Below are 16,674 nucleotides of genomic sequence, written 5' to 3' on the forward strand. Positions count from 1 at the left end.
TAACCCAGGGCAATAGAACGGCATTTTCCCATTGCGAAGACGAGTTTCCCGCACTTGGTGATCGGTTGCGTCTGTCTGCGAATAGCGGGCGGACGGCGCATCGCGCCAAGTCCGAAATGGTAGCGAAGGAGGGACTTGAACCCCCGACCCCAGGATTATGATTCCCGTGCTCTAACCAACTGAGCTACTTCGCCGTACCGTCCGTCAGGGAAGCGTTCTTCCCTGCGAGGCGCGGCCTATAGGAAGCGGTTTCGAGGCGGTCAAGCGAACATGTGCCGGGAAATCGCTTCCCACGGTCCGCCGCGGTACCACCAAGCGCCCAGACCGGCGATATTCACGTCTTTCGGGGTGAAATCGCGTTGCAGATTGCCGAGCAAAAGCTTGGCGACTTGTGGGCTGACCTTGTTCTGGATCGTCACGTGCGGTCGCCAGCCGCCGGCGTCCTGCGGGGTGAGCATGCCGGTGAACGCATCTGCGAGCCGCGCGCGAATGCCGATGAGCTCGGGGGACTCGATCCGGTAGGCGACCCCGCGGCCGAGCGACATCAGTCCTCCAATCCGCGCCTGCGGGGCACGGATGCCGCGCGTTTCCTGGTTTAGGCGATGCTTGAGTTCGTCCAGTCCCGAGGGGGGCAGATGATGGAACAGCGTCAGATGCGCGTCGAGCTGGTTGCGCTCGGGCGGAAAATGCTCACGGCGCATGGCATCAAAGAACGCCGTGTCTTGCCTTCCGAACAGGGCGGTGACGATGATGGGGGCGGGGCCCGTATCGGTCACGTTCAAATCTCGATCTGGCTGCCGAGTTCGACAACGCGGTTGGTCGGCAGGCGGAAGAACTCCATCGCGCTTTCGGCGTTGCGCAGCATCCACGCGAACAGCTTTTCCCGCCACAGCATCATGCCCGGATTATCCGAGGCTAGCAGGGTTTGGCGTGAGAGGAAGAAGCTGGTGTCCATCATCTTGAAGTCCGCTCCGCAAGTATGAACCTGCCGCAATGCTGCGGGCACGTCCGCGTCCTCCATGAATCCGTAGCGCAGGATAAGCCGGTGGAAGCCGTCGCCTAGCTCCTCGCGTACTGCCCGGTCATGCGCGGGCCAATAGGGTTGGCCGACGATCTTCACGGTCAGCAATATGACGCGCTCGTGCAGCACCTTGTTGTGCTTGAGGTTGTGGAGCAGCGCGTGCGGCACGCCGTCCGCGGTCGAGGTCATGAACACGGCGGTCCCGGGCACTCGCGAGGCGGAACTAGCGGCCGAGCCGATAAAAACTTTTATCGGCATCGCGGCCTCGCGCATCCGGTCGATCATCAACTGCCGCCCCTTCGACCAGGTCGTCAGGAAGGTGAAGATGATGAAGCCGACCAGCAGCGGGAACCAGCCGCCCGCTGGCACCTTGGTGAGGTTGGCCGCGAAATAGGCACCATCGACGGTAAAGAAGATCGCCAGCAACGGGATCGCCGCGATCTTCGGCCAGTTCCAGAGGCGGAACAGCACCACGCCGAGCAGGCAAGTGTCGATGAACATCGCGCCGGTCACCGCGATGCCGTACGCACTCGTCAGGTTTGACGAGGTGCGGAAGAACAGCACGAGCAGGATCACCATCACCATCAGCGCGCCGTTGACTAGTGGGATGTAGATCTGGCCGGCGGTCGAGGCGCTTGTGTGCTCGATCCGCAGGCGCGGGATGAAGCCGAGCTGGATCGCCTGCTGCGTCACCGAGAACGCGCCCGAGATCACCGCCTGCGACGCGATCACCGCGGCCATCGTCGCGAGGATAACGAGCGGGAGCTGGAGGCTTTCGGGGGCGAGGTTGTAGAACGGACTGACCAGCGCGGCCTGGCCATCACGGAACAGCAGCGCGCCCTGCCCCATATAGTTCAGGATCAGCGCCGGGAGCACGAAGAACAGCCACGACAGGCCGATCGGCTTGCGCCCGAAATGCCCCATGTCCGCATACAGCGCCTCGGCACCGGTTACGGCGAGCACGACCGAGCCGAGTGCGAGGAAGGCACGCTCGGGATCGATGATGAAGAATTCGACCGCATAATGCGGCGACAGCGCCCAGAGCACGCCAGGGGTCTGGACGATGCTGAGGATGCCGAGCACCGCGATGACGCTGAAATACACCAGCATGATCGGCCCGAACACAAGACCGATCCGCGCGGTGCCGCTCTTCTGCACCCAGAATAGCGCGATCAGGATGACGATCACGATCGGCAGCACCAAGCCGGCGAAGGCCGGTGCGGCGACGGCCAGGCCCTCGACCGCGGACAGCACCGATACCGCGGGCGTGATCATGCTGTCGCCGTAGAACAAAGCGGTCGCGAACACGCCGAGCAGGATGATGCCCTTGCTCCACCGCTTTGTCTTGGTCTTGCCCGAGACGAGCGCGAGCAACGCGAGACTGCCGCCCTCACCCTTGTTGTCGGCGCGCATGATGATGATGACGTATTTGACCGTCACGACGATCATCATCGACCAGAACATCAGGCTGATGACGCCCATGATGTGCGCCGCGTCGAGCGCTAGCTTGTGGTGGCCGGCGAAGGTTTCGCGGAAGGCGTAGAGCGGGCTGGTGCCGATATCGCCGAAGACGATGCCGATCGCCCCGAAGGCGAGCTTCAGCATGCCGTCGGAATGGTGATGCCCCGTCTCGAGATCGAGATTGGCGGGTGGCACGGTCGAAGCCGCGGCGGTCTGATCGACGCTCACTGGACGGTGAATCGACCCGGAAGTGCAGCAATCTTCATCGAATTTCCGATTTCACCCTGTGCCCCAAGAGCGCGCATTTAGCATGAGGGGTAAAGGGCGGCAACGGCGGGGCGGGCAACGTGGATTAACCGGGGCTGATCGGGCCTCTGCGAGCAATGACTCCTTCGTCGGCACCTTTTCGTTCTCCTGCGAACGCAGGAGTCCAGGGTTACGGACGCTGCTGCTCTTGATCCTGGATTCCTGCGGTCGCAGGAAAGCGCTAACGGGTGACGACCTCGCGGATGACGAAGTGCGAGGCGAGCCGCGTGACGCCCGGCAGTTGCGACAACGTCTCGCGGTGGATGCGCTCGAACGTCTCGCCGTCGCGGATCTCGACGTGAAGCATGTAATCTGCCTCCCCGCTCATCAGGAAACATTGCACGACTTGCGGGCAGTCGACGATCTCCGCCTCGAACGCCGCCATCGTCTCCTTCCGCTGATCCCGGAGCGTGACGTTGACGAGGACTATGCTCGGGTCGCCGCGCGCCGCTCGCGACAAGACGGCACGGTAGCCGACGATCGCGCCGCTCTCGCGCAGTTGCGCGACCCGCCGATGCGCGGCGCTCGCCGACAGCCCAACCGCGTCGCCGAGTTCGGCGCTGGTCAGGTCGGAGTTGGCGGCGAGCAGGTCTAGAATCCTGCGTTCGATCGTGGCGCTCAAGATTCTCTCGTTTTGATGGCGACGGATGCACGCATCTTGCAAAGGCGCTATCGTATCGAAACGAATTTGCGAACCCTTCCCGTCCAAGGCGCGCTACTATCGCGCAAACGATAACGGAGTGGAATCAATGCGCGTCGGTGTCCCCAAGGAAATCAAGAACCACGAATATCGCGTCGGCCTGACCCCGCCGTCGGTCGCCGAACTGGTTGCCGCAGGGCACGAGGTCGTCGTCGAGACGCAGGCCGGATCGGGCATCGACTTCGAGGACCAGGATTATATCGACGCAGGCGCGACGATCCTGCCGACCGCCGCCGCAGTGTTCGCCGGTGCCGACATGATCGTGAAAGTGAAGGAGCCGCAGCCGAGCGAAATCGCGATGCTCGAGCCGCGCCATTTGCTATTCACCTATCTCCACCTCGCCGCCGACAAGCCGCAGGCCGAGGGGCTGATGAAGTCCGGTGCGACCTGCATCGCGTACGAAACCGTCACCGACAACCGCCGCGGGCTGCCGTTGCTCAAGCCGATGTCCGAGGTCGCAGGCCGCATGTCGGTACAGGTCGGCGCGCATTATCTGGAGAAGGAACAGGGCGGACGTGGCGTCCTGCTCGGCGGCGTTCCCGGCGTTGCCCCAGCCAAGGTCGCGATCCTCGGTGGCGGCGTCTCGGGCGTCAACGCCGCGCAGATGGCGGTCGGCATGCGCGCCGACGTGACGATCTATGACATCTCGAACGACCGTTTGGCCGAACTCGACATGTTCTTTTCCAGCCAGATCAAGACGGCGTACGCGTCGAAGGCGGCGATCGCCGCGGCCGTTAAGAACGCGCATCTGGTGATCGGCGCGGTGCTGGTCCCAGGTGCCGCTGCACCCAAGCTCGTCACGCGCGAGATGTTGAAGACGATGAAGCGCGGTTCGGTGCTGGTCGACATCGCGATCGATCAGGGCGGATGCTTCGAGACGAGCCATGCCACCACGCACGAGGATCCGGTGTTCGAGGTCGACGGCGTGATCCACTATTGCGTCGCCAACATGCCGGGCGCGGTCGCGCGGACTTCCGCGTTTGCGCTCAACAACGCCACGCTTCCGTTCGCACTGAAGCTCGCCAACCTGGGCGCCGAGGCCGCGATGAAGGCCGATCCGCACCTCGCCAACGGGCTGAACGTCTACAAGGGCAAGATCGCGTACAAGGCGGTCGCCGATGATCTAGGTTTACCCTACGAAGCTTGGGCCGGTTGATCGGGAACGGATACGGAACACGGGTGTTGGACAGGGGAAAGGAATTTCCAATGTCCGACACTCCGAACCCCAAGTCCGAACCGTTCTCGAACGCCGAGAAGGACCCGGACGACTGGACCACCGGCGACGAGAAGATGACCGGTGCGCAGGCGAGCTACCTGAAGACGCTGTCCGAAGAAGCGCACGAGGAATTCGACGAGACGCTGACCAAAGCGGATGCGTCGAAGAAGATCGACGAACTGCAGTCGAAGACCGGCCGCGGGCAGTAAGCCCATTAACCCGTCATCCTGGGTTTGACCCAGGGTGGCGGGGTTATTTTTGGCCGGCGTTCGGCGTATCCTGCATCGCCAAGAACCGATCCAGCAAAGCAAGCCGCGCGGCAATCTCGCCCCGGTATGAAATGTCAGCCGGCGTCAGCGCCAACGCCTTCGCCCAATACGGCCGAGCCGTTGCGAACTCTCCCGCCCGCACATACGCCAGCCCCAGAAAGAACGGTGGTGCCGGATGCTTCGGCGCCAACCGAGTCGCTTGTTGGAAAGCGAACAGGGCCGGCGGCGAAACCTGATTGCCGTCATGCGCTGCCAGTGCATTGGCAAGCCCTGTCCACAGCACCAGACTCTTCGGCGCGATTCGGATCCCGCCGAGCAAAACCTGCACTGCCGCACGCCGGTCACCGATCCGCGTCATTGCATCCGCTGCGACCAGATACGCCGCCGCACCCGTATACCGTTCGAGCATCTGGTCGCGCAGTTCGAGCATCGCGTCATCGTCCGGCGTCGGTGCCAGTCCGGTCGATACCGCACGACCGGCAAGCCCCGGCTGCCCCTGCCACGCATATCCTGCCGCACCGAGCATCAGCGCGGCCGCAACCATCGTCCACAGAACGCGGTTCACCTTCAGCAACGCGAGCAGCGCGAACGCCACCGCCCCGATTACGCCGAGCCATACATATCCCATCAGCGCACCCTCCGCCGAAAGCTCGACCGCGCGATCCAGCCGCCGGCGCCAAGCAGCAGGATCGGCGCGAGCCACAGCGGCCAGGTCAGCCCAGATAGAGGCGGATCGTAGGTCACGTAATCACCATAGCGCGCGATCAGCCAGTCGCGGATCGACGCCGGCTTCTCCCCCCGCTCGATCCGCTCGCGGACGAGCGCCCGCATGTCAGCGGCCATGTCCGCATCGCTGTCGGCGATCGACTGGCCCTGGCAGACGAGGCAGCGCAACGTTTCCATCAGCGCGCGAGCGGAGGCTTCCTTCGCGGGGTCGGCGAGCTGCACGTTTGCGTAGTGCGCTGGCGGTGTAACGGGCTGGGCGAAGGCAGGTGAAACGCAGAGCAACAACGCCGCAAGGACCTCCCCTCCCGCTCGCGGGAGGGGTCGGGGGAGGGCATGACGCAAACGCGCTATCGTTGATCGGGATGAAGCCCCTCCCCTAACCCCTCCCGCAAGCGGGAGGGGAATGAAGTCCGAGTTCCTCACCGTGCGTCCTTCACGGCTTGCACGATCTCGGCGACATTCTCAGGCCGGATATCGCCAATGATCTGCTTCACGACGATCCCGCGACCGTCGATCACGAACGTCTCGGGCACACCTGACGAGCCCAGCGCCAACTGCACCTGGCTGGCCCGATCGCTGCCGATCCGCTCGTACGGATCGCCATTACGGCGAAGGAACCCGGCAATCGCCGGCGCGGTGTCGCGGATCGCGATCGCATCGATCGGTATGCCCATCGCCTTCAATCGCATCAATTGCGGCGCCTCGGCGATGCACGGAATGCACCAGCTCGCAAACACGTTGAGCAACCGCGGCTTACCCTGCCGGAACGACGCGCTGGTCAGGCCCGGCTTGCCCGGGACCATCGCCGGCAGCGCAAAGTCGGGGAGCGGCTTGCCGACCATCGCAGACCGCACCACCTTCTCGGCAGGCCGGAACAGCCCGCTCGCCACCACTGCGAACAGCAGCGCGAAGATCGCCAGCGGCGCCCAGAGTGCGAACCGCTTCATGCCCAGTGCGCCCGTATCGCCGCCCGCCGCTCGCGACGCACCCGGCCGAGCAGCGACAGCATCCCACCCAGCGCGATCAGCACCCCGCCGAACCAGATCAGTGTCACGAACGGCTTCCACCACAGCCGAAGCTGCCACCGCCCCTGCCCATCCGGCTGTCCGAGCACGGTATAAAGCTGGCCGTCGAGCACCGTCAAAATCGCGGACTCGTTGGTGCTGGTCGGCGGGTTCGCGAAAAAGCGGAGCTGCGGGCGCAGGATGCTCTCGCTGCCGCCGCGCGTTGCGGTCAGCCGTGCTTCGAGCGCCGACCAGTTCTCGCCAATCACCGGCGAGATGCCGTCGAGGGTCACGGTGTAGGGTCCAACGCGTGCCCGTTCACCGGCACGCACCGCGACCAGCGTTTCCTTGGTAAAGGCGCTGTCCGACGCCATCCCCGCGAGGCTGACCGCAATACCGAGATGCGCGATGACCATGCCGTAGGTGAACAGCGGCGTTCGCTTGAGGTTGCGCTTCCACAAGGGAGCGACACTGGCGATGGCTAGACCGGCGGCCAGCGACAGCCCTGCCCAGGGGAGCCAACCCGGCCACACGATCAACAGCGCAAGCGCCGCCGCTACCGTCGCTCCGATCGGCAGCATGATGCGCCGGAGCACTGCCTTCGCATCGTCACGCCGCCAGCGCAGCAAAGGCCCGACCGCCATCACCGCGACCAGCAGTAAGGCGATCGGCCCCGCGGCCTTGTTGAAGAACGGTGGGCCGACCGACAGCTGGACATCAAAGCTTGCCGCGACGATCGGGTAGAGCGTGCCGATCAGGACGATGCCGAGGATTACCGACAACAGCAGGTTGTTCGCGACGAGCCCGCCCTCGCGGCTGACCGGATCGAAGGTGGTGCCAGCACGCACGGTGCCGATCCGCGCCGCGAACAGCGCCAAAGCCCCGCCGATGTAGATCGCGAGAAGTGCCAGAATGAACGCGCCGCGCTCCGGATCGACCGCGAACGCATGGACGCTCGTCAGGATGCCCGAGCGGACCAGGAACGTGCCGATCATCGACATCGAGAACGCGACCACCGCCAGCATGATCGTCCACGCGCGCAGGCCGTCGCGCGTCGCCAGCACCGTCACCGAATGAAGCAGCGCGGTCGCGGCAAGCCATGGCATCAGCGACGCGTTCTCGACCGGGTCCCAAAACCACCAGCCGCCCCAGCCGAGCTCGTAATACGCCCAATACGATCCGGCGGTGATCCCGAGCGTCAGGAATATCCACGCGATCAGTACCCACGGCCGCATCGCCTTGGCGAACGCCGGCCCGACATCGCGCGTGACCAGTGCACCAACGGCAAACGAAAAGGCGACCGAGAGGCCGACATACCCCGTGTAGAGCGTTGGCGGATGGAACGCCAAGCCCGGGTCCTGCAACAGCGGGTTGAGCCCGAGGCCGTCGGGCGCTGCGGGATTGAGCCGCGCGAACGGGTTCGAGGAGAACAGCAGGAACGCGTAGAAGCCGAGTGCGATCGTCGCCTGTGCGCCCAGGGTCGCGGTCAGCGTGCGTTCGGGTAGCGAGCGTTCGAAGATCGAGACCGCGCCGCCAGCCAGCCCGAGGATCGTCACCCAGAGCAGCATCGAGCCCTCGTGGTTCCCCCAGGCTCCGGCGAACTTGTAGAGCCACGGCTTGGCGGAATGACTGTTCTCGACGACCAGCTTCACCGACATGTCGGAGTCCAGAAACAGCTCGATCAGGAGCGCCATCGCCAGCAGCGCAAGCAGCCCCTGGACGATCGCCACAGGTCGTACGGCCGCCGCCACATCATCACGCCCGCGTGCGATGCCGATCGCTGCCATCACCAGCTGCAACGCCGCCAGCGCGCCTGCGAACCACAGCGCGGCTAGGCCTGCCTCTGCGATCACAGCTTTGCGTCCGGTTCGAGCGACTTGGTCTCGTGCATCTTGCCGGCCATTTCCGGCGGCATATACTTCTCGTCGTGCTTGGCGAGCAGGTTCGACGCGACGAAGCTGCCGTTGGGCTGGAACTGGCCTTCGGCGACGACGCCCGATTTCTCGCGAAACAGGTCGGGGACGATCCCGGCGAACACTACCGGAGTGGTCGCCTGCCCGTCGGTGACGACGAAATGCACGGTGATGCCGTCCGTAGCGCGCTTTACCGATCCACCTTCGACCATCCCGCCGAGCCGTACCGCGCGACCGAGCGGAAGCCCGTCGCGGCGAACGTCGGACGGCGCGTAGAAGAATGCGGCCTGGTCCTTGAGCGCCGACAGCGCCAACAGCCCTGCGACGACGACCACACCAAGCGCCAGCAGCGCCAGCGTCAGGCGTTGATGCTTGGCCTTCATCGCTCGGCCTTCCGCATCGCAAGATAGCTCAGCAATGCGACGATCGCACCGCCCCCCAGCGTCACGACATAAGCGGCGGTCACGAACGGCCAGGGATTCATGCGCGGGCCATCCTGCGCATACGGGCTTCGGTCTTCGTTATGGCGAGCATCGTCCGCATCCGCATCAAGACGATCCCGGCGAACACGAACGTGAACCCGGCTAGCATGATCGGCAACGGCCACAGGATCGAGCCCGCGATCGTCGATTGCGTGAGGCCAATGCTCGGCCCCTGATGCAGCGTGTTCCACCACACCACCGAATAGCGGATGATCGGCAACAGCACTGATCCGCCGATCCCGTACAGCGCTGGCAAGCGACCGTCGCCGCCACGGTCCGCATCGGCCTTCGCCAGCGCCATGTAGCCGAGATAGACGAAGAACAGCAGCAGCATCGATGTCAGCCGACCGTCCCATTGCCACCAGGTCCCCCAGGTCGGCCGCCCCCAGATCGAGCCGGTCATTAGGCACAACGCCGCGAACACCGCCCCCGGCAACGCGATCGCGCGCGCCGCCATACTGGCGAGTGGGTGGCGCCAGACAAGGAACATGATGCTGGAGATCGCGATCCCGCTCCACCCCCCCATGCCGAGCCAGGCGGCTGGAACGTGGATGTAGAGGATGCGGACCGTCTCGCCCTGGAGGTAATCCGGCGGGGTCTGAGTCAGGCCGGCCCAGCAGCCCAGCACGATCAGCGCGACGCCGGCCCAGAAGAGCGCTGGCGTCAACGGCTTGGCGATCTTCAGGAAGCGCGCGGGGTTTGCGAAGGCGTGTAGGGTGGCCACTGGGGACAGCCATTATGGCAAGTCATCGCGGACTTAAACCCCCTCTCCCGCCGGGGAGAGGGAGGGACCCGCCGCACTTGCGGTGGGAGGGTGAGGGGGAGTGAGGCTCAGGCGTTCACCCCAACCACCCTCATCCGGCACTTCATGCCACCTTCTTCCCGCCGGAGAGAAGGATGTCAGCGGCCGATCAGACGCTTTGCGATCGAGTCCGCGACGTCCGACGACGGCTCGCCCGAGCGGTCGCTTTCGTCCCAAACCTGGATAAGCCGCTCCGGGATCCGGGCGATGCGCGCCTTTACCTCAGCCTCATCACCCTGCCCGAGATACTCCAGGCCGACGTTGATGATCCCGCCGGCGTTGATCACGTAATCCGGCGCATACAGGATACCGCGTGCATGGAGCCGCGCGCCATCCTCGCGCACGCTCAGCTGGTTGTTCGCACCGCCAGCGACGACCTTCGCCTTAAGCGCAGCGATCGACATCTCGTTCAGGATCGCACCCAGCGCGTTCGGGCTGAAGATGTCTGCCTCAGTCGTCAGGATCGCCTCGGCCGCCACCGCGGTTGCGCCGAGTTCGCCCGCCAGCTTCTGCGCCCGGCCCTCGTCGACATCCGCGAGCGTCAGCACCGCGCCGTCCTTGGCCAGCAGCCGCGCAAGCCCGCCGCCGACCGAACCGACGCCCTGGATCGCGACGCGCACGCCCTTCATGTCGGTCGCACCGAGACCCCGAGCCGCCGCCGCCTTCACGCCCAGATAGATGCCGAGCGCGGTGTACGGCCCGGGATCGCCCCCCGCAGCGCCGCTCGCGACCGGCAGGCCGGACACATAGCGCGTCTGCGTGGCGATAACCTTCATCCGCTCTTCGGACATGCCGACGTCTTCCGCCGTCACGTAACGCCCGCCGAGCGAATCGACCGCGCGACCGAACGCCTCGAGCTGTGCCGTCGTGATGACGTCGCCGGGTTTCGCCGCGAGCACCACGCCCTTGCCGCCGCCAAGCTCCAGGCCCGCCATCGCATTCTTGAAGCTCATGCCGCGCGACAGGCGCAGCGCATCGGTCACCGCGCGCCCGTTATCGGCGTAATGCCAGAACCGTGTGCCGCCAGCCGCCGGCCCGAGCTTGGTCGAATGCAGCGCAATTACCGCGCGCAGGCCCGATTCGGGATCGGTGAAGGCATGTACGCCCTCGTGGTCGTCGAAATCGGGAAGGTCCCAAACCGCTGTCATCGCCGGCTCCTGAGGAGGAATAAAATTACCGGGAGGCGAAATATTATTTTCCGGCCGGTTTTACCAGCCCAAAGCGCCCTCATTGCGGGGGCTTACGAAAATAAGGGAAAATGGGGCGACCGACGGGACTTGAACCCGCAACATCCGGCATCACAAGCCGACGCTCTAACCAATTGAACTACGACCGCCGCGTAGGCGTCGCCCCCTAGCGGGGGTCAGCGCCTTCCGTCAACCGCCGACTTGCAAATACCTGTCAAAAACGTCCTTCGATGGCGAGCCGATACCCGTTCGGCCCACGCACGAAGCCGGCCTGTTCGAGCTTCTGGACCGCCAGCGGATCGGACGGACTCAGCGACAATTCCGCGCGATAGGTTCCCGCCCCTTCGATCCTGAGCGCGATGCTCTCGGTCCCGGCCTGGCTCGCCAACGGGAGCAGCAACGCGCTACCATCGCAGCGCGCAGTGCCGCTGACCGACTGCGGCAGGGTGATCCCGCCTACGTCGCCCGCCAGCGTCGCCCGGACGCGCCCCTCGGCAGCCTCGCACTGGCCGTCGCGGAAGCGGACCGACACGTCGTCCAGATCGAGCGCAGATACGGGTACTGGCGCGAACAGCCGCCCCGTCACGACGGTGGCGGTCATGTGATCGACCCCGAAGCCGTGACGACTAACGCTTGCCGAACCACGCAACGGTTTGGCGGCCACCGATTCGGGACCAGTAAAGACGATCGTTGCGCGGCCGACCAGCAGCGGCAGCGGCGACAACCGCGCGTGAAGGTTCCCAAGCGCTAGATCGCCGAACCGCGCTTCGGTCAGCGTCGCGCCCCAGATCGTCCCCGACACGCGCCGCGCCACCAGCCCCTCGTCGCCGACCCCGACCCAGCCGAGCACCGCACGCATCGGCAGGAACACGATCAGCGCGATCAACAGCATCCCGCCGAACAGCGCGGCGGGGCCGGTACGTAGCCGTATCCGCCTCATGCCGCGCGCGCCTTCAACGTGAGCGCGACGGCGACGGTCTTGTCGCCCTTGTCGGTCATCGCCACCGAATCGACGAGGATGCCGAGCCGTTCGAGCCGCGCCAGCCACGCGGTTAGCGCTGCAGGACGCGCCGACTGGATTCCGACGCGAACCCGGCTTGCCCCATCCTGATCGAGCGAGGCTAGCGCGAAACCAGCCTGGTCCGCCTCGGCGCGCACGACGTCGGCCAGCGTACCGGTCAACGGCGTCGCGCGCGTCCGCTGGACATCACGCAACGTAGCAACCTGCGCCCGCGTCTCGCCGAGCCGCGTAACGGCGTCGGCATGACGCTCGCGCGCACTCGACAGGCCATCGCCAACCGGGCGAATGATCAACGCCCACAGCAAGGTCAACACCGCGAGCGCAGCCATCACGAGCAACAGCCGCCGCTCCCTGAGCGAGCGCCCTTCGAACCACGTCTTCAGTCCGGTCATCGTCCGCTCTCCGGGCTAATCGTGAGTTCACCCGTCACGCGACCGGCAGCCGCCTGGAACACGCCCGCGCGGACTGAAAATCCTGCGACTTCGAGCGCACGCTTCAGGTCGGTCGCCAGTGCTTCACGCTCGACCGCCACCGACAGGCGCAGGTCGCCGTTCGCCTGGAAATCGAGCGCGGTGACTTCGGTGCCCGGCGTCGCGCGTATCGCCGCGAATACCGCCGCAGTCGTGTTGGTGAACCCGAGCCCCGGCCCCCGCACGCGCGACAGACGCTCGTCGAGCTGCCGATCCGCGTCGACCACCGTCTCGCCGCGCGGCAGGCCGGTTACCGCCACGGTGTTCGCCTCAGCTTCCAGAGCGTCGGCACCGAAGCTGTATTTGGCGATACGGACCAGCGAGATCGCCAACGTCACTGCCAGGATCGTCAGCGACAACAGTGCCAGTCGCCGGATCAGCCCCCAGTCGATCGCGAACCGTCGCCGTCGTGCGAATGGTCCCTGCCGCAGGTCGAGAGGCGGTGACGCAACCGCAGCAACGATGGCGGCCTCCAATGTGTCACGGCCAGTGGTCGTCGGCGCGATGCCGCCGGTCACTAGCTCGGTCAGCCGTGCCTCGTCGGCAAATCCGCTCGACGTGCCGCGCACCACGCCGCTGCCGGCGAGTTCAGCACGCGCATATCCTTCATCAGGCCGCGGCAGAAGCATCGGCGCGGGAATGACCGCGACGGGATCGACACCTGCCTCGGCGAGCATCCGCAGCCAGTCGCGCATCGTCGCGGCGCCGACCACACCGATCGGCCTGTCGCTCGCGCCTTCGTCCCCGACCGCGACATGCAGTTCGGCGAGCGGCGACGCGCTCGCCTCGCTGGCGAGAATGCGCGCGGCCGCCGTCGCCTGGGCCGCCGATCGCGACGGCAGTTCCGCCCAGTGCAGGGTCACCGCATCGGCGGGCGCCACGGCGATCGTCTCGTCGTCGATCGCATCGGGGATACCCTCCCCCTCCCCGACCACGCGCGCATCGACGACGCGCATCCAGCGATATCCGGTCTCGCCGGCAGGGAGGAACAGTAAGGTCGTCATGATGGCTCGCCCCATTGCCGCGATACGAGCTGCGCGGGAAGTCGGTTCGCGTCGATCAGCGCGCGTTCCTGCATTTGCGTGGTGCCTAGCGTCACGTCGATATCGAGAGTGAACCATGTCGACAGCATCTGCGCATCGACTCCAGGCGCTATATTCGCCGCACCTAGCAGCGACGCACCCTTCTGCAACTCGTCGATGGTCGCATAACCCTGCACCGGTCGCCGCAGCAGCAATTGCTGCGCGCCCCCGACCGACAGCGTATCGGGATACATCATCGCCAACAGCACGCTCTGTTCGGGCAGGAGCGTGTTGACGTTGATCGGCGAAGGCCTGGCGAATGGCAGCGTGCAGATCCACGGCCGGATCTTCGCGTAGATATCCGGCGTCATCCCGGCGATCGGGCGCAGTTCGCTGGGGTCGCTCATCAGCGTGCCCGCAGTGCGATACGCTGGATCGCGGCCGAGATACGCGCCGTCCTCGGCCCCCATCGGCTGCTGGTCCTGGTCGCTGTCGATCCAGTCCGTCGTGCCCGCCGCGACCTGTTCCGCGACCTGCACCGGCACGTCGAGCAGCCGCATCAGGCGGACGAACTGCGGTCGGACGTCGCCGCGCGCGACGTACACGCCCGGCGTGGTCATGCTGACCAGCGAGTTCAGGTTGAAACAGTTCGCGCCGTCACGGACGCGCGCGGTCGCGAAGCCACCGGGGACCGGCAGGCCGAACGGCCTATTGCTCCAGCCGCCAGCCAGCGTGACCTGCTTGGGTCTTGACGCGAGTAAGTTCGAGACGCGGGTCAGCGCCATCGTCTCCGCCGCGAGTGCATAGGCGCGCGCCTGCTCGCCGGTCGCGGCGTTGCTCGCAAGCCGTGTCGACAGCCGCAGTTTCTCCAGCGCCGCGCCCGCCATCACCGCGATGATCGCGACGAGCATCAGCACGGTGAGCAACGCCGCACCCCGTTCTTGCCCACGTCGAATACCCGGATCAGGTGCGCGCACCGGGCGTCTCCTGTCCAGGAGGTGTGGCGGCCGGTGGGGTCGTGGCGGGACCAGTTCCATCAGACGGCGCCGGGACGTAACTGGTACTGATAAGGAACATCTGACGAAACTGCGTCCCGTCGTCGCGCTGGACGGTCAGTTCAAGCGCGTCGGGCAACGGCCTGCCGCTCGCGCCATCCCAACGATCGCTCCAGGCACCCGCGATGCGATAGCGCAGTCCGACCTGACGAACTTTGGTGAGCAACGCGGCGGGCGGCAGAGGCTGCGCGCCGTCGACCATCGGATAGGCGATCCGCTGGAGCGTGCCGCCGTCGACGCGGTAGGCGACCTTCTGCATGCTGGACCGCGCGGCGCCGTCGATGTTGCTCCAGCCTGCACGAACGAGTCGCAGCATCGGCGTCACACCCGACCCGCTCTCGCCGACGAACGCGGGAATGCTGGTGCCGGCCTCATCGCGGCTGGTGCGGTTCGAGGCTTGGGCGAGATCGGCCGACAGGATCGACATCGTCCGGGTCAGCGCGCTGATGTCGTCGAGCTTCGCGCCGGTCAAGCTCTGCGCCTTCACACTGAACGACAAAATCGCGACACCCGCCGCTGCGATCATGCCGAAGATCATCAGCGACACCATCACTTCGATAAGCGTGAAGCCGGCTTCCGTGCTCGCCTGCCGTTCCCCGGCGAAGGCCGGGTCCCAGTTGGGGGACATAGATGTTCGCTTGCTAGGCTTACCCAACTGGGCTCCGACCTCCGCCGTGGAACGAAGCACGCTCACATCACCATCCGCGGCGCGGGTCGCACCATGGTCAGGCGGCCAAGTTGCGTGCCGGTCCGGTCGGCGACGGCCACGTCGATCCGCAACACGCTCGATCCCCCGAGCGCACTGACCTGCCGCGTCCATGTCCACGCTTGCCCGCCGTTCGTCTCGACACCTGTGACGCGCCCTGCCGTCGGTGGCTGCGCGCTGGTGACCGCGTCGATCGCGACGTTGCGCGCGACCATCTGCGCGACCAGCGTTTCGTCGAGGATCGACGCGCCGCGTATCGTCGCGCTCTCCAAACGCACGAGCGCCATCGCCGCGAGGCTGAAGACTGCCAGCGCGACCATGATCTCTATTAGGGTGAAGCCGCGCTCAGCCCGCATCGGCTCTTACGCTGCCGTCGGCGTCGATGTGGACCGTCGCCGCCACCCCGCCGCGATCGAGCCGGATCTCGGCAGGACGATCGACGAGACCGGTCGGATCGAACGTCACGCGCAGGCGGCCGCTGGTGTCGCCGATGCTGGCCCTGGTCCCGTCGTTCCAGCGTTCGACGCGCATCGGTTTCTCCGCGATCGGGGTCCAGCCGCCGGCCATGCGCCGATCGAACCCGTAGCCGCCGCCGCTGACCCAAACGCTCACCGGACGTGCCTCGACGATCGCCGAATCATGCGCGGCGCGGGCGCGCAACGCGAAGCGCGTCGCCTCGTCGAGCACACGGCCGCGCGGGTCCGGCATGACAAGCACGGCCACGGCCGATGCGAGACCGATGATCGTGACGACGACCATCAGCTCGACCAACGTGAAGCCGTGCTCGGCGTAGCGCCACGGAGGCGTGAAGCCACTTTTGCGTCTCCGCGAAAGTGTCCCCGCGCAGGCGGGGACCCAGTCCAAGGACTTATTGCCAGCTGCCGATATCGGCATCGATCCCCTCGCCGCCTTCCTTGCCGTCGGCCCCGAAGGTCCAGACGTCGGCCTCGCCGTGCGTGCCGGGCGAGGCATAGAGATACGGGCGACCCCAGGGATCGTTCGGCAACTTCTTCAGATACCCGCCACGCTGATAGCGCGAGGGATCGGTCAGGCCGGCGGGTGCGGTGACGAGCGCGTTCAGGCCTTGCGAGGTGTTGGGGAAGGTCATGTTCTGGAGCTTGTAGAGTTCCAGCCCGCCCTCGATCTGGGCGATGTCGGCCTTAGCCTTCTGGATCCGCGCGGTGTCGCCAGAGGGCAGGACGTTGAGCGCGACGATCGTCGCGAGCAGGCCGATGATCACGATCACGACCATGAGCTCGACTAGGGTAAAGCCTGCCTCGCGGCGACGTTTGTTCAGTTCGGGACGCATACGA

20 protein-coding genes and 2 tRNA genes are annotated in these 16,674 nt (G+C 65.8%); 2 read left to right on the top strand and 20 right to left on the bottom strand.

Translation table 11 applies throughout. The annotated features are described in order from the left end of the window. Positions 1-117: 117 nt before the first annotated feature. From U1708_RS10275 to U1708_RS10290, 4 genes are all read right to left on the bottom strand, one after another. Positions 118-194: transfer RNA gene (locus tag U1708_RS10275), tRNA-Met, on the bottom strand. A gap of 66 nt (positions 195-260) precedes the next feature. Continuing rightward, complete coding sequence (locus tag U1708_RS10280; RefSeq protein ID WP_332745306.1) at positions 261-776, bottom strand: 2'-5' RNA ligase family protein; 516 nt, start codon at positions 774-776, stop codon at positions 261-263. A 2-nt stretch (positions 777-778) separates the two neighbouring features. Next, a complete protein-coding gene (locus U1708_RS10285; RefSeq protein ID WP_373458585.1) occupies positions 779-2,677 on the bottom strand; it encodes a potassium transporter Kup in 1,899 nt (632 codons plus the stop codon). Positions 2,678-2,969: 292 nt separating this feature from the next. Beyond that, entirely contained in the window at positions 2,970-3,410 is a 441-nt protein-coding gene (locus U1708_RS10290) for an Lrp/AsnC family transcriptional regulator (RefSeq protein WP_187504229.1), read from the bottom strand. 127 nt (positions 3,411-3,537) lie between these two features. Here U1708_RS10290 and ald point away from each other — a divergent pair, with 127 nt between their 5' ends. Next, entirely contained in the window at positions 3,538-4,644 is a 1,107-nt protein-coding gene (gene ald, locus U1708_RS10295; protein WP_060524450.1) for an alanine dehydrogenase, read from the top strand. A 50-nt stretch (positions 4,645-4,694) separates the two neighbouring features. Continuing rightward, the gene (locus U1708_RS10300; protein WP_056058060.1) at positions 4,695-4,913 is read left to right on the top strand and encodes a DUF3072 domain-containing protein; all 219 of its coding nucleotides are present in this window, start codon (positions 4,695-4,697) and stop codon (positions 4,911-4,913) included. 43 nt (positions 4,914-4,956) lie between these two features. Here U1708_RS10300 and U1708_RS10305 read toward each other — a convergent pair whose 3' ends face one another. The 16 genes from U1708_RS10305 to gspG form a co-directional block, all read right to left on the bottom strand. Continuing rightward, entirely contained in the window at positions 4,957-5,601 is a 645-nt protein-coding gene (locus U1708_RS10305) for a tetratricopeptide repeat protein (protein WP_332745315.1), read from the bottom strand. Continuing rightward, positions 5,601-5,984 (bottom strand): cytochrome c-type biogenesis protein, encoded by a 384-nt coding sequence (locus tag U1708_RS10310; RefSeq protein WP_332745317.1) that lies wholly within the window; start codon positions 5,982-5,984, stop codon positions 5,601-5,603. Before U1708_RS10310 ends, U1708_RS10305 begins: the two co-directional genes overlap by 1 nt. Before the next feature lie 134 nt (positions 5,985-6,118). After that, a complete protein-coding gene (locus U1708_RS10315; protein WP_332745319.1) occupies positions 6,119-6,646 on the bottom strand; it encodes a DsbE family thiol:disulfide interchange protein in 528 nt (175 codons plus the stop codon). After that, positions 6,643-8,556: a heme lyase CcmF/NrfE family subunit gene (locus tag U1708_RS10320; RefSeq protein ID WP_332745321.1), complete on the bottom strand. Its 1,914-nt coding sequence runs from the start codon at positions 8,554-8,556 to the stop codon at positions 6,643-6,645. Before U1708_RS10320 ends, U1708_RS10315 begins: the two co-directional genes overlap by 4 nt. Continuing rightward, entirely contained in the window at positions 8,553-8,999 is a 447-nt protein-coding gene (gene ccmE / locus U1708_RS10325) for a cytochrome c maturation protein CcmE (protein WP_332745323.1), read from the bottom strand. Before ccmE ends, U1708_RS10320 begins: the two co-directional genes overlap by 4 nt. 97 nt (positions 9,000-9,096) lie before the next feature. Further along, positions 9,097-9,822: a heme ABC transporter permease CcmC gene (ccmC, locus tag U1708_RS10330; RefSeq protein WP_332745325.1), complete on the bottom strand. Its 726-nt coding sequence runs from the start codon at positions 9,820-9,822 to the stop codon at positions 9,097-9,099. A gap of 176 nt (positions 9,823-9,998) precedes the next feature. Then, complete coding sequence (locus U1708_RS10335) at positions 9,999-11,048, bottom strand: Leu/Phe/Val dehydrogenase (protein ID WP_332745327.1); 1,050 nt, start codon at positions 11,046-11,048, stop codon at positions 9,999-10,001. Between the two features lie 111 nt (positions 11,049-11,159). After that, a tRNA-His gene (locus tag U1708_RS10340) sits at positions 11,160-11,236 on the bottom strand. Positions 11,237-11,301: 65 nt separating this feature from the next. Further along, positions 11,302-12,027, bottom strand: a complete 726-nt coding sequence (gene gspN, locus U1708_RS10345) for a type II secretion system protein N (protein WP_332745329.1) — start codon at positions 12,025-12,027, stop codon at positions 11,302-11,304. Further along, a complete protein-coding gene (gene gspM / locus U1708_RS10350) occupies positions 12,024-12,500 on the bottom strand; it encodes a type II secretion system protein GspM (RefSeq protein ID WP_332745331.1) in 477 nt (158 codons plus the stop codon). The genes gspN and gspM overlap by 4 nt, the downstream gene beginning before the upstream one ends. Beyond that, positions 12,497-13,582, bottom strand: coding sequence for a type II secretion system protein GspL (gene gspL, locus U1708_RS10355; protein WP_332745333.1), 1,086 nt, complete (start codon positions 13,580-13,582; stop codon positions 12,497-12,499). Before gspL ends, gspM begins: the two co-directional genes overlap by 4 nt. After that, positions 13,579-14,577: a type II secretion system minor pseudopilin GspK gene (gene gspK / locus U1708_RS10360; protein ID WP_332745335.1), complete on the bottom strand. Its 999-nt coding sequence runs from the start codon at positions 14,575-14,577 to the stop codon at positions 13,579-13,581. The genes gspL and gspK overlap by 4 nt, the downstream gene beginning before the upstream one ends. Then, a complete protein-coding gene (gene gspJ / locus U1708_RS10365) occupies positions 14,564-15,283 on the bottom strand; it encodes a type II secretion system minor pseudopilin GspJ (protein ID WP_332745337.1) in 720 nt (239 codons plus the stop codon). Before gspJ ends, gspK begins: the two co-directional genes overlap by 14 nt. Positions 15,284-15,345: 62 nt before the next feature. Beyond that, the gene (gspI, locus tag U1708_RS10370; RefSeq protein WP_307085878.1) at positions 15,346-15,717 is read right to left on the bottom strand and encodes a type II secretion system minor pseudopilin GspI; all 372 of its coding nucleotides are present in this window, start codon (positions 15,715-15,717) and stop codon (positions 15,346-15,348) included. Further along, on the bottom strand, positions 15,707-16,225 hold the full coding sequence (locus U1708_RS10375; protein ID WP_332745341.1) for a GspH/FimT family pseudopilin: 519 nt from the start codon (positions 16,223-16,225) through the stop codon (positions 15,707-15,709). The genes gspI and U1708_RS10375 overlap by 11 nt, the downstream gene beginning before the upstream one ends. Before the next feature lie 4 nt (positions 16,226-16,229). Next, positions 16,230-16,670 carry a type II secretion system major pseudopilin GspG gene (gene gspG, locus U1708_RS10380; protein ID WP_332745343.1) on the bottom strand — a complete coding sequence of 147 codons (441 nt, stop codon included), beginning with the start codon at positions 16,668-16,670 and terminating at the stop codon, positions 16,230-16,232. Positions 16,671-16,674: the final 4 nt, after the last annotated feature.

The sequence above is a fragment of the Sphingomonas arabinosi genome (assembly GCF_036663715.1).
Taxonomy (GTDB): Bacteria; Pseudomonadota; Alphaproteobacteria; order Sphingomonadales; family Sphingomonadaceae; genus Sphingomonas.